Source organism: Streptomyces marokkonensis, from assembly GCF_039539045.1.
GTDB lineage: Bacteria > Actinomycetota > Actinomycetes > Streptomycetales > Streptomycetaceae > Streptomyces > Streptomyces marokkonensis.
Genome location: NZ_BAABCQ010000032.1, coordinates 25,704 through 38,368, shown reverse-complemented (window position 1 = coordinate 38,368; position 12,665 = coordinate 25,704). Strand labels below are relative to the sequence as shown.

General features: G+C 70.7%; 9 protein-coding genes and 1 pseudogene. 4 read left to right on the top strand and 6 right to left on the bottom strand.

What is annotated here, in order from left to right:
• Nucleotides 1–18: 18 nt before the first annotated feature.
• The 4 genes and pseudogenes from ABEA26_RS11005 to ABEA26_RS10990 form a co-directional block, all read right to left on the bottom strand.
• Nucleotides 19–756 (bottom strand): FadR/GntR family transcriptional regulator, encoded by a 738-nt coding sequence (locus tag ABEA26_RS11005; protein ID WP_345591461.1) that lies wholly within the window; start codon nucleotides 754–756, stop codon nucleotides 19–21.
• An 87-nt stretch (nucleotides 757–843) separates the two neighbouring features.
• Nucleotides 844–1,316, bottom strand: a pseudogene (locus ABEA26_RS11000) (ATP-binding protein).
• Nucleotides 1,317–1,440: 124 nt separating this feature from the next.
• Nucleotides 1,441–3,336, bottom strand: coding sequence for a CASTOR/POLLUX-related putative ion channel (locus ABEA26_RS10995; protein ID WP_345591460.1), 1,896 nt, complete (start codon nucleotides 3,334–3,336; stop codon nucleotides 1,441–1,443).
• A gap of 182 nt (nucleotides 3,337–3,518) precedes the next feature.
• On the bottom strand, nucleotides 3,519–4,502 hold the full coding sequence (locus ABEA26_RS10990) for a LysR family transcriptional regulator (protein ID WP_345591459.1): 984 nt from the start codon (nucleotides 4,500–4,502) through the stop codon (nucleotides 3,519–3,521).
• A 294-nt stretch (nucleotides 4,503–4,796) separates the two neighbouring features.
• Here ABEA26_RS10990 and ABEA26_RS10985 point away from each other — a divergent pair, with 294 nt between their 5' ends.
• The 4 genes from ABEA26_RS10985 to ABEA26_RS10970 all read left to right on the top strand — a co-directional run bounded on the left by ABEA26_RS10985 (nucleotide 4,797) and on the right by ABEA26_RS10970 (nucleotide 10,638).
• Nucleotides 4,797–5,327, top strand: coding sequence for an ATP-binding protein (locus tag ABEA26_RS10985; RefSeq protein ID WP_345591457.1), 531 nt, complete (start codon nucleotides 4,797–4,799; stop codon nucleotides 5,325–5,327).
• Nucleotides 5,328–5,396: 69 nt separating this feature from the next.
• Nucleotides 5,397–6,842, top strand: coding sequence for an aminopeptidase P family protein (locus tag ABEA26_RS10980; protein ID WP_425587816.1), 1,446 nt, complete (start codon nucleotides 5,397–5,399; stop codon nucleotides 6,840–6,842).
• A gap of 106 nt (nucleotides 6,843–6,948) precedes the next feature.
• A complete protein-coding gene (locus ABEA26_RS10975; RefSeq protein WP_345591455.1) occupies nucleotides 6,949–7,692 on the top strand; it encodes a GntR family transcriptional regulator in 744 nt (247 codons plus the stop codon).
• A gap of 351 nt (nucleotides 7,693–8,043) precedes the next feature.
• A complete protein-coding gene (locus ABEA26_RS10970; protein WP_345591453.1) occupies nucleotides 8,044–10,638 on the top strand; it encodes a collagenase in 2,595 nt (864 codons plus the stop codon).
• A 72-nt stretch (nucleotides 10,639–10,710) separates the two neighbouring features.
• Here ABEA26_RS10970 and ABEA26_RS10965 read toward each other — a convergent pair whose 3' ends face one another.
• Both ABEA26_RS10965 and ABEA26_RS10960 read right to left on the bottom strand, forming a co-directional pair.
• Complete coding sequence (locus tag ABEA26_RS10965; protein WP_345591452.1) at nucleotides 10,711–11,712, bottom strand: proline racemase family protein; 1,002 nt, start codon at nucleotides 11,710–11,712, stop codon at nucleotides 10,711–10,713.
• Between the two features lie 2 nt (nucleotides 11,713–11,714).
• Nucleotides 11,715–12,611 carry a dihydrodipicolinate synthase family protein gene (locus ABEA26_RS10960; protein ID WP_345591450.1) on the bottom strand — a complete coding sequence of 299 codons (897 nt, stop codon included), beginning with the start codon at nucleotides 12,609–12,611 and terminating at the stop codon, nucleotides 11,715–11,717.
• Nucleotides 12,612–12,665: the final 54 nt, after the last annotated feature.

Genomic DNA, 12,665 nt, shown 5'->3' with positions numbered 1-12,665 from the left:
CGTCGAACCGGCGCCGAATCAGCGGGCCCGGGCGGGGCTGCCACCTGCGGCGCCGACCGCCCGCCCAGCGAGCTGATCCAAGTCTTCGACCGCCTTCGCCAGGAGATCGAGCATGGCGAGTTCGGCTCGGGCGGCGTCACCGTCGCGCACGGCATCGAGGACGGCACGGTGGCTGGGCACGGGATCGTCGACGGACTCATGGGCGTGAACGAGACGGTCCCGCTCCCGCAGGCCCGGTTCGAGCAGCATGTCCATGCGTGCCAGCATCTCGTTGCCGGTGGCCACGAGAAGCGCGCGATGGAAGGCCGCGTCGGCCTCGGCCGCGTCGGACGAGTCCGTTCGAGCCCGCCCCATGAGGCCGAGTGCCGCCTCCAAGGCGTCGAGGTCGGCGGCGGTCCTGTGCAGGGCGGCACGGTGGGCAGCAGCGGGCTCGATTATGGACCGGACATCGGCGAGGTCTCGCATCAGATCCTCGCCGGCGCCACCTTCGACGCGCCAACGGATGACATCCGCGTCGAGCAGGTTCCAGTCCTTGCGCGCCCTGACGAACGTGCCCCGCTTCTGCCGTGCGTCGACGAGCCCCTTGCCGGCAAGGACCTTCAGCGACTCCCGCATCACGGTCAGACTGACATCGAGCTCCTCCCCCAGCGCCCGCACATCCAGCGTGGTGCCCTCCGGTACGGCGCCGCCCACGATGCGCGCTCCGAGCGACTGGACCACCTGTCCGTGCACGCCGCGAGTACTGTAGGCCGCCATGTCGCCATCTCCTTGACATCGGGCGCACCCGAGGCGCGCGGGGTTGGCGCCGCAGGCGCGATCGCGGGCCCATGATAGCGCCACACATTAATTATTAATACATGACAGGCCCGTGAAGGCGCGAGTGAAGTGCGGCCCGGTCCAACCGGTGGCGGTGGCCACCTCCCGCGCGATGTCGACGACGAGCCGCCCGTCCGTCGCCTTCGCGGGCGGTGGCATCGGAGGCGGTGAGCAGGACTCGTGTGATCCCCGCCCCCGCCCCCATGGCGCGCTGGAACATGCCCGTCGCCTCCGGCAGCACGCTCATGGTGTTCGTATAGATCAGGCGTCGGTAGCCGCGTTGGGCGAAGTTCGCCCACACGGCAGTCAGATTGCTCTCGGTGATCTCCGCGCGGTGGGGGTCTCCCTCCGGAGCCGGATGGACCTGGCCCATGAAGTCGCCCGTCGATGATCGCGTGAGCGACCGCCTCGGAGCGCAGCAGCGCCGAAACCTCCCATCCCACCGTCGTCTTGCCGACACCGGCTCGTCCTCCGATGAGCAGTACTTCCGTGTGATCCATGGGAGCAGCGTGTCAGCGGCGGCCACCTCACGCGATCCGATATCGATCCGGTCACCGGCCCCGGCCATACGGTCTTCCGCCATACGATCTCCGGTCAGCGATCCGGCCCTGCCGGGCCTGTTCGTCAGTCCTTGCCGATGACGATCACCTCGTCCTCGGCCGTCCACCGGCGTCGCTCGCCCTTGGGTGGATTGATGCGCACGCCGCCGGAACCCGTCTGTGCAAGTGCGCGGCTTCGGTAACCGATGGCGCATTCACCCCGACGACGTGCCGCGGCCACCACTGTGGCGAAGGCCGTATCGCTGCCTGGCAGCACGTAGTCAGTGGCCGGCCGCAGGCGGACCCCGGTGCCGTCGGCGGAGAACAGTTCCTCGAACACCGCCGCCAAGTGCCGGTTCTGGGAGATCTGCGTCATGAGCAGGCCAATGAGCTTGCCGCTGATGATCACGTCGGCTCCGGGGCTGATGGGGGCCAGCGCCCGGTTCCGGTCGTCGGTCAGTTCGGTGACCACCGGCAGTTCCCGCCCGGTGGTTTCCTCCAGTTGACGCAGGAGCAGCAGGGTGACGAGCGTACGGTTGTCGGGTTCGTCCGTCGGCTGTCCGGGGGCGGGGTCACGGCCGAGCACGATCACGCTGTCGTAGGAGTGAACGTCCAGGCGTCGCAGGGTCTCGGGACGGGTGATGTCCCCGTGGCGCAGTGTCAGGCTCAGACCGGTCCCGCCGCACTCGTCGGCGTCGCTCACCTGACTGATCGTCGCCTCTCCGGGTTCCGCCACCACGTCGACGACTGATCCGGGCCGGGCCCGGCGGCGCAGCTGGTCGACCATGAGCGGTGCTCGGCGGTTCCAGCCCAGCAGGAGGACCCGCTCCGCGCGGGCGGGCGTCGCGGGGCCGGATGCCATGGCCGCCTCCTCGGCCAACTCTTCGCAGTCGTCCAGCCAGACCGTGTCGTCGTCGTGGGAAACGACGACGAGCAGGTCGTCGGGAACGATGGGTGTCTCCGGCGGCGGGTTGAGCAGGGGACTGTCTCCTCGCACCAGTCCGACGACACTCGACGTCGAGTAGGACAGCAGCGCGTCGCCGAACGGGCGGCCGATCAGGGCCGGCTCGGTGATCAGGTAGAACTCGTCGCCGGCGAAGTCGAGCAGTTCCTGGTGGACGAGGGAGATCCCGGGGCGGCGGGCGGCCTGGACGATCAGCCGGGCGGTGATGGTGTCGCTCTCCAGGACGACGCCGCCCGGCCCGGCGGCGAGCCGCGCGGCCAGGCGGTACCGGTCGTCGCGGAGGGCGGCGACGACGGGCGGACGGGTTCCCTCTCCGACCAGAGCCGCCCTGAGCGCCAGCAGCGTCTTGACCACCTCGGCGTCGGCGTCCGGCTCGTCGTGCGGCAGGATCAGCACGACACCCGCCGTGGCCGGACTGGTCAGAGGGAGCACTGCCGGGTCGGTGGTGGGGCCGCTGCGGCAGATCAGCCGAGTACGGCCGAAGGAGCCCACCTTCGTGCTCAGTGCCTCCTCCATGACGGTCTTGTCCCGGTCGGCCAGCACCACCACCGCCGCACGCCGCTGGTTGGCGTTGGCGGCCACCAGCTCGCTCACCACCGTGAAGACCTGTTCCGACCACCCCAGGACCACGGCATGCCCCTGTTCGAGCACGGTGGAACGGCCCCGCCGCAGCGCGTTGAGTCGCTCCGTGAGCGCCGTCGTGATCAGGCCGACGAGCGTCGAGACGTACAGCAGGGTGACCAGTGCGAGCAACACCGACGTCAGCGCCCGCAGCGGCGTACCCGTCGCACCGCCCAGCCGCAGTGTCTCCCCGGTGAGGTGCCATACCTCCGCCAACCGGTCCCTCAGGGACGCCGGTGCGTCGGGGTCGGTCCACACCACCACCGCGCTGGCCGGGACGACGACGGCCAGGCACAGAAGTGCCATCCAGCCGACCAGAGCCGCAGCGCCGCGGGCCAGCGTGCTGTCGAACCAGTAACGGGCTCTGTCCTTGAACAGCGTGTGCCGCTGCGCCACCCTTCCCCCTCCATCGCCTCGCACTCTCGCGAGGGCGCGTCGGCGCCACGTACGCGGTGCGCCGCGCAGGCCCGCCGGGGAGCACGGATGTGGATACGCACGTCGCAGTCTGGAGGATCGATCACAAGGGCAGACGGAGATCCCTCAGCGTTCATCCTTTCGGGTTTCCCGGGCCGTTCCCCTCACGGTCCGACGGCATGGCGTGGCGACGGCGGGCGGCCGCCGTAGGCCCGGGCCGCCCAGCTCTGCAGGTGGGGGGCCTGCGCCAGGAGGTGCCGGTAGACGCGCACGGCGTGGTGGTGCAGTGCCTCGGCCACCGCCGGCTCCACGGCCTCCCGGCGCCAGACAAGCAGGTGGCGCTGCCAGAGGGGGTCCCCGGCCAGCGGTTTGACCAGGACGCCGTCGATGGGCCGGATGGTCGGCTGCACGACAGCCACCCCGAGGCCCATGGCGATCATCGCCTGGAGTTGTTCGAGGATGTGGAACTCATGCGTGCTCTCTGGGACGAAGCCCGCCGCGTCGCACGCGTCGAGGAAGGCGGCGGGCCACCCCACTCCGTCGTCGGAGGAGACGAACCAGGTGTCCTCGGACAGTTCCTCCAGGGGGACCTCCACGCGGTGTGCCAGGGGATGGCCGGAGTGCATGGCCACGAAGACCGGAACGGTGTTGATGGCGCGGTGCGCCAGGGCGGCGGAGTGGCGCAGGGGCAGGCCGGGATAGTCCATGCCGAGTGCCGCGTCGAGTTCACCGGCCTCCAGGAGCCTGAGGAGCTCGCCGGTGGCGTACACACTGCAGACGGAGACCGTGAGGTCCGGGCACCCTTCGCGCAGGTTGCCCAGCAGGTCGGGCAGCACGGGGGTGTTGGTGACTCCCAGCCGCAAAGTGCGGCCTCCCGCTCCGGGCGAGCCGTTGCCGTGCCGTCGGCCGAGCGCCTCGGCCCGGGACAGTATGTCCCGTGCCCGGCTGACGACCTCGACGCCGTACGCGGTCAGTTCCACGCCCGTGTTGCCGCGCACGAACAGCCCCTCGCCGAGCAACCGCTCGATGCGGCGCAGCTGGGTACTCAGCGCGGGCTGCGTGAAGCCGAGTACGGCAGCGGCCCGTCCGACACTGCCGGAGTCCGCGATCGCGCACAGGACCCGCAGATGACGCAGCTCAAGTTCCACAGCACACCTCGACGCTCGGGAAGCCCGACCATTATGCGACGGGCGGACGGACGCGTGGACGCGGCGCCCCGCCTCTGCGTCCGTGCACTGCGGTCCGGTGTCCCAGGGGCTGCGTGGCGGGTCGGGGTTATGCCTCGTCCGCCCCTTCTCTTATGGCCGGACCCGTTGTCGGAGCGGATCCGGTCGTGGAAATCTCCATGTCGCGCGCTCACTCCCCTGGAGCGCGGACCTCGTCACCGGCCGCTGTGCCCGCCGACGGCAGTGCGGGGACATCATCTTCCGAGGAGACGCACCATGCCCTCCCCCCAGCTCCGCTTCACCCTCGAGGCAACCGCGGCCGCGGTCCGCGGCGCCCGCCACCGTGTCTCGGCGGCCGTGGTCTCGCTGGGGGTGCCCATGGACGAGGGCCTGCTCTTCCGTGTGGAAGTGGTGGCCTCGGAACTGCTCACCAACGGGCTGCGGCACGCCGGCGGGCCCCTGACCGTCGAGGTGTCGTGGGATCAGGGCCTGCTCGTCGTCGCGGTGCTCGACGGCAGCCCGGTGCTGCCGGGCCGCCGCGAGGCGGACGGCGACCGTGAAGGGGGCCGTGGTCTCGCCCTCGTCGACGGACTCTGCCTGCTCCACGGTGCCGAGCGCACCGCCGGCGGCAAGCGCTGCTGGGCCGTCGTACCGGTCCCCGCGGCGGTCGGACGCAGTCCCGAGGCGATGTGCGAGGGCGGTCGCGACGTCGGTGATCCGGAGCGCTCCGGACTCTGGTCGATCACTCCCGGCGGAGTCGAACTGCTGATGAGACTGCTTCCGGCGACGTACGCCCTGGAGCCGTGACGCGCCTCGTCCGGACGGTGCCCGGCGCCGTCGGGCATCCACGTACACGAACATGGAGGTGATCCGGTGATGGAACAGCACAACGGCCCGCCCGGGCCGGACGGTCGCGACGGTGGGGCTCCCGCCCCGGCGCGCGATCCCTTCCGCGGCGGGTGGGCGGACACTGGCATGAGACCGCCGCCACTGTCGGGGGCGGCGTGGGCGGCCAAGCGGCGCTCCGCGGTGTCCGAGCGGTTCCCCGGCGAGCGGATCGTCGTGCCGTCGGGCGGGCTGAAGGTCCGCAGCAACGACTTCGACCACGCCTTCCGCCCCCACTCGGCGTTCGTCCATCTCACCGGCGAGCAGGGCACACAGGCGGTCCCGGACAGCGTTCTCGTCTTCGAGCCCACCGGCAGCGGGCACGCGGTCACGCTGTTCACGCGGCCGCGATCGCCGCGTGACGGCGGGCCGCACGGCGCGGAGTTCCACAGCGACCGGCGGTACGGCGAGTTCTGGGTGGGACGGCGGCGGACACTGACCGAGACGGCGGACGCTCTCGGCCTCGAGGTCGCCGCCCGCGACGGCCTGGAGCGGGCCCTCGCGCACCGTGTCCCGACCCGGGTGGTGCGCGGGCAGGACTCCCTGGTCGACACACTGGTGCCGTCCAGCGGTCCGGCGGAGGCGGAACTGGCGAGCTTCCTGGCGGAGTCGCGGCTGGTCAAGGACGAGTGGGAGGTCGAGCAACTCCGTGCCGCCGTGGGCAGTACGGTCGCCGGGTTCCACGACGTCGTGGGCGATCTGCCCTGCGCCACCCGCCTGGCGCGGGGTGAGCGCTGGATCGAGGGCACCTTCAACCGGCGCGCCCGGCTGGACGGTCACGGCCTGGGTTTCGAGACCATCGCGGCGGCCGGGACGCATGCCTGCGTTCTGCACTGGATGCGCAACGACGGCCCGGTGCGGGACGGTGATCTGCTGCTGCTCGACGCCGGCGTCGAGGCGGACTCCTTCCACACGGGCGACGTCACCCGGACGCTGCCGGTCGGCGGCCGCTTCACCGATGCCCAACGGCGCGTGTACGACCTCGTGTTCGCGGCCCAGTCGGCCGGCATCGCCGCGCTGCGGCCCGGCGTCCCGTACGGAGAGTTCCACGAGGCCGCGATGCGTGTCATCGCCGAAGGGCTCGACGGCTGGGGTCTGCGACCGCCCGGCGGTACGACGTCGACCCCCGTGTCCGAGCGGTACCGCAGGTACACGGTGTGCGGCTCGGGCCATATGCTCGGCCTGGACTGCCACGACTGTACCGGCGCCCGCGACGAGACCTACCAGGGCGGGAGGCTGGAGGCCGGTCATGTCCTCACCGTCGAACCCGGTCTGTACTTCCAGCCCGACGATCTGACGGTGCCCGAGGAACTGCGCGGTATCGGCGTGCGGATCGAGGACGACTTCGTCGTCACGGCCGACGGGGCGGTGTGTCTGTCCTCGGGTCTGCCGCGCGGTGCCGACGAGGTGGAGGAGTGGGTGGCGTCGTCCCGGTGAGCGCGGAGGCGAGCAGAGGTCTCCGGGGTCGAGCCCAGGACCGAGCCTGAACAACGTGACATTGTATGGTGGGAGGTGATCGGACCGAGGGCTCGGAGGAGCGCAGATGGCTCATCTCACATCACAGACGATCTCGGTCCAGACACACCTGCGCGACCAGGTGGCCGACGCGCTCCGGGCCGCGCTCATCGCCGGCGAACTGCGTCCGGGTGTCGTCTACTCCGCTCCCGCCCTGGCGGCCGAGCTGGGTGTCTCCGCCACTCCGGTCCGGGAGGCCATGCTCGATCTGGCCCGGGAGGGTCTGGTCGAGGCGGTCCGCAACAAGGGGTTCCGCATCACCGAGATGACGGACCAGGACCTCGACGAGTTCACGGAGATCCGTACGCTCATCGAGGTTCCCATCGTGGGCCGGGTCGCCGGGACGGCGTCCGCGGAGCAGTTGGAGGCGCTGCGCCCGCTCGCGCGGGAGATCGTGACGGCGGCCCGGAAGCAGGACATCCTCAGGTACCTGGAAGCCGATCACCGGTTCCATCTCGAACTGCTGTCACTCGCCGGGAACCAGCACCTCGTCGAGGTGGTGGCCGACCTGCGCAAGCGGTCGCGACTGTACGGGCTCGGCCATCTCAACGAGTCCGGGCACCTGGTGGCCTCCGCTCAGGAGCACGTCGAGCTCCTCGACCTGATGGTGGCCGGCCGGGCGCGGGAGGCCGAGGACTGCATGCGCCGCCACCTCGCGCACATCCGCACTCTGTGGGCGGACGGATCGGCGGACGGATCCGCCACCGGGTCCGCGGGCGGATCGGCCGGCACCGAGGGCGGCGAGCAGTCGCTTCGGACCGGCAAGCGGTAGGTCCCGCGCACCTCGCCGGGCGGCGAACGGGCGCGGCCCGTCCCTTCCCGCCCTGTCGTGTCCGACAAGGACACCGCAACATCACGACACTGCCGAACCAGGCCCGTTCACCGTTCCCCGTGCACCGGTCGTCGGCGATGCGGTAACCGCTCGTTCGGTCGGACGGCTTCCCTGAAACATGCCAACTGTGCAATGGTACATGTCACAGATTAGTCGTGGGCATGCCAAGCAAGCACTCTGCCGGCGTTCCGTTCAGCCGAAGGCGCGGCCCTCTCCCCCGACTCGAGACCCCGTCAGTTCATCCCATCGATCACGCGGTCGCGTGACCCGATCCCCTCATGGGAGGCACCAGTGAGAACCACCCTCGTCCGGCGATGTCTGGGTGCGGTACTGCCCCTGACCCTCGCCTGGGCACTGGGCGCGAGCCTGCTCGCCCACCCGGCCGATGCCCGAGCCGGCACCGCCGAGCCTTCCGCGTCCACCGCGTCCCGAGGTGAGCGGCACTCCGGTGCCGCGCCCGTGGCGCAGACCGCCACCGCCGACGGCGCGCATGTCGGTGAGGGGCGCCTGGAGGCGTCCCTCATACCGCCGTTGGCGGCGGGCAAGGACGTGCTCAAGCAGCCCTACGGCAGGACGGCGGCGCCACCGCCCCGGCCCTCCGCGTCGAAGGACGCCACCGCCGACCGCGGCCGGAGCGCGAAGGAGTCCGCCGCCGCCTGCGACACGTCCGACTTCACCGGCCGTACCGGCGGCGAACTGGTGCGGCAGATCAAGGCGTCCACGGCCGACTGCGTCAACACCCTGTTCAGCCTGACCGGAAGCGACGCCCACGGCGCCTTCCGGGAGGCCCAGATGGTCTCCGTCGCGGGAGCGGTGCGCGACGGGTCGGCGTCCTACCCCGGTGATGCCAGTACCGGCATGCCCCAGCTCGTGCTGTACCTGCGGGCCGGCTACTACGTGCACTATTACAACCCGGACGCCGTCGGCGCCTACGGCGACACCCTGCGGACCGCGATCCGCTCGGGCCTGGACGCGTTCTTCGCCGCCGCCCACTCGCACGACGTCACGGACGCCAACGGCGAGACCCTCGCCGAGGCCGTCACCCTCATCGACAGCGCCGAGGAGAACGCCCGCTACATCCCCGTACTGAAGCGGCTGCTGGCGGAGTACGACTCGTCGTGGAACGCCTCCTGGTGGATGCTCAACGCGGTCAACAACGTGTACACGGTCACCTTCCGCGGTCATCAGGTGCCCGCGTTCGTCGCCGCCGTGGAGTCCGACCCCGGCCTGATCGACGCGCTGTACGGCTTCGCCTCCCGCCACCTCGCGCTGCTCGGGACCGACCAGTCCTACCTCACGTCGAACGCCGGACGTGAACTCGGCCGGTTCCTCCAGCACCCGGCCCTGCTCTCCAAGGTCCGTCCTCTCGCGGCCGGACTGCTGAACTCGTCCTCGATCAAGGGAGCCGGCGCCCCGCTCTGGGTCGGCGTCGCCGAGATGGCCGACTACTACGACCGGGCCAACTGCGCCTACTACGGCACCTGCGACCTGCAGGACCAACTGGCCGAGGCCGTACTGCCGGTGACGTACGCGTGCGGTTCCGGCATCACCATCAGGGCGCAGCAGATGACGTCGGCCGAGCTGTCGTCCAGCTGTGGCAGCATGCGCGAGCAGGACGCCTACTTCCACGGCCTCGTCCGGGACAGCGGCCCGGTCGCGGACGACCGCAACGACACCATCGAGGTCGTCGTCTTCGACTCCGGCACCGACTACCAGACCTACGCCGGCGCTCTGTACGGAATCGACACCAACAACGGCGGGATGTACCTCGAAGGCGACCCGGCGGCCGTCGGCAACCAGCCCCGCTTCATCGCATACGAGGCCGAGTGGCTGCGTCCGGACTTCCAGATCTGGAACCTGAACCACGAGTACACCCACTACCTCGACGGCCGGTTCGACATGTACGGCGACTTCGACACCAATGTCAGCACCCCGACCATCTGGTGGATCGAGGGCTTCGCCGAGTACGTCTCCTACTCCTACCGCGGTCTCGCCTACGACGAGGCGATGACCGAGGCGGGCCGCGGCACCTACTCCCTGAGCGCCTTGTTCGACACCACTTACAGTCACGACACGACCCGTGTGTACCGCTGGGGCTACCTCGCCGTCCGGTACATGCTGGAGAAGCACCCCGCCGACATGCGGACGGTGCTCGGCCACTACCGCTCCGGCGACTGGAACGCCGCGCGCACCTATCTGACCCGCACCATCGGCAGCCGCTACGACACCGACTGGTCTGCCTGGCTGGCCGACTGCGCGGCAGGTGACTGCGCCGGTGGCACCAACCCGCCCGGCAACAAGGCCCCGACCGCGGCGTTCGACGCGACGGTGCAGGGCATGAAGGCCACGTTCGCCGACCGTTCCACCGACGCCGACGGCACCGTCGTCTCCCGGTCGTGGGACTTCGGCGACGGCACCACCTCCACCGCCACCAGCCCCGCCAAGACGTACGGGACGGCGGGTACGTACAGCGTCCGGCTCACGGTCACCGACGACAGGGGCGCGACCGGCGCGGTCACCAAGTCCGTCACGGTGGGCTCCGACGGCGGCGCCGTGACCGAGTGCGCCGACCAGGACGCCAGGGTCCTGGGCCGCGACTGCCGGCGGAGCGACCGGTCCGCGGGCGCCGGCGACAACGACTACCTGTACCTCTATCTGCCGTCCGGCGTGGACCGGTTGACGATCACCACGTCAGGCGGGACCGGTGACGCCGATCTGTACTACGACGGCACCGGCTGGGCCACCAGCACAAGCCACACCGCCCGTGCGACCGGCAGCGGCAACACCCACACGCTGACCGTCACCAGTCCGCCGGCCGGCTACAACTACATCACCTTGCACGGGGTGCGGGACTTCTCCGGAGTCACCGTGACCACCCGGTACTGACCGGATCCGCTCCCGTGCGCCGCGCGAGGGCGCACGGGGGCGGACACGGTGCGCGGCAGCGCACGGGGGCGCTCAGAGCGTGAAGCCGGCCGGGTACGGGTCCGACGGGTCGAGCAGGTACTGCGCGGTGCCGGTGATCCAGGCGCGTCCGGTGACGGCCGGCCGGACGGCCGGCCGGTCCCCGACCGTCGTCTCGCCGAGAAGGCGACCGGTGAACCGGGAGCCGATGAACGACTCGTTGACGAAGTCCCGGCCGACCGGCAGCCGGCCGCGGGCGTGCAGCTGCGCCATCCGGGCGCTGGTGCCCGTGCCGCACGGCGACCGGTCGAACCATCCCGGATGGATCGCCATGGCATGCCGCGAGTGCTCCGCCGTCGATCCGGGGGCTTCCAGATAGACGTGGTGGCAGACGTCGATGGCGGGGTTCTCCGGGTGGGTCACCGGGTTCTGCTCGTTGATCGCTTCCATGACGGCCAGACCGGCGTCGAGCATCCGCTGTTTCTGCGCCCGTTCGAAGGGGATATCGAGATCCTCCAGCCGGACGAAGGCGTAGAAGTTGCCGCCGTAGGCGATGTCGTAGCGCACCGGGCCGTAGCCCTCGACGTCGACGACCTGGTCGAGCGCGTGGCAGTACGACGCCACGTTCTCCAGGGTCACCGACTCGGCGTGGCCGTCGCGCACCCGCACCCGGGCCGTTACCAGCCCCGCCGGAGTGTCGAGACGGACCAGGGTCTCCGGCTCGACGGCCTCGACCATGCCCGTCTCGACGAGGACCGTCGCGACGCCGATGGTGCCGTGTCCGCACATCGGCAGGCAGCCGGACACCTCGATGTACAGGACTCCGTAGTCCGCGTCCGGACGGGTCGGTGGCTGCAGGATCGCACCGGACATGGATGCGTGTCCTCGCGGTTCGCACATGAGAAGAGTGCGCAGGTGGTCGCGTTCGGCGATGAAGCGCTGTCGCCGTTCGAACATGGTCGCCCCGGGGAGGACACCGACACCGCCGGTGATGACCCGGGTGGGCATGCCCTCGGTGTGCGAGTCGACGGCGTGGTAGCAGACGGCCGAGCGCATCGTCAGTCGGTCCCGGCGTCGATGAGGGCCTGGGTGTCGGCGCGCACGACGGCCTCGGTCCGAGAGGTGAGCGGCTGCCGGGGCGGGCGGCAGCCGCCGCCGTACCGGCCGGTCATGTCCTGGCCGAGCTTGATGGCCTGGACGAACTCGGTCCTGCTGTCCCAGCGCAGGATGGGATGCAGCCGGCGGTAGAGCGGCAGGGCCGTCTCCAGGTCGCCGGCGACCGCCGCCTCGTACAGGGCGAGGCAGGCTCGGGGGAAGACCTGCGGATAGCCGGCGACCCAGCCCCTGGCGCCGGCGACGGCGACCTCCAGCACGGTGTCGTCGGTGCCGATCAGGAGGTCGAGGCCGGGAGCCAGCTCGGCGATCTCGTAGCAGCGCCGGACGTCCCCGGAGAACTCCTTGACCCCGACGATGAACCCTTCGGCGTGCAGTTTGGCCAGCAGCTCCGGGCGCAGGTCGACCTTGGTGTCGATGGGGTTGTTGTACGCGGTGACGGGGAGACCGGCCGAGGCCACCAGCTCGAAGTGCTCCAGCACGGCGCGGTCGTCGGCACGGTAGGCGTTGGGCGGCAGGCACATGACGGCCTGACAGCCGGCGTCCCTTGCGAACTCGGCGTGCCGCCGGGCCTCGACGCCGCCGTACGCGCCGACGCCCGGCATCACGGTGAAGCCCTCGGGGGCGCTCGCGACGGCCGTCTCCACGACGCGGTCGCGCTCCTCGTACGTCAGCGTCTGGTATTCCCCCAGCGATCCGTTCGGCGCGACGCCGTGCAGTCCCTGCTCGGCGAGATGGGCGACGCTGTCCGCGTAGGCGCCGTAGTCGACCGTGAGATCGGAGGTGAACGGCAGACTCGTCGCGACGACGACACCGTGCCAGGGCTTGCGGTTCCCGCTCATGGCTGCTCCTTCTGTGTTCTCGCTGGTCTTTCCGTCGTGCTCTCGCCGGCCCTT

Coding starts and splice junctions, on each gene's coding strand:
- ABEA26_RS11005 (WP_345591461.1), bottom strand. CDS start 756: ATGGCGGCCTACAGTACTCGCGGCGTGCACGGACAGGTGGTCCAGTCG.
- ABEA26_RS10985 (WP_345591457.1), top strand. CDS start 4,797: ATGCCCTCCCCCCAGCTCCGCTTCACCCTCGAGGCAACCGCGGCCGCG.
- ABEA26_RS10980 (WP_425587816.1), top strand. CDS start 5,397: ATGGAACAGCACAACGGCCCGCCCGGGCCGGACGGTCGCGACGGTGGG.
- ABEA26_RS10975 (WP_345591455.1), top strand. CDS start 6,949: ATGGCTCATCTCACATCACAGACGATCTCGGTCCAGACACACCTGCGC.
- ABEA26_RS10965 (WP_345591452.1), bottom strand. CDS start 11,712: ATGCGCTCGGCCGTCTGCTACCACGCCGTCGACTCGCACACCGAGGGC.
- ABEA26_RS10960 (WP_345591450.1), bottom strand. CDS start 12,611: ATGAGCGGGAACCGCAAGCCCTGGCACGGTGTCGTCGTCGCGACGAGT.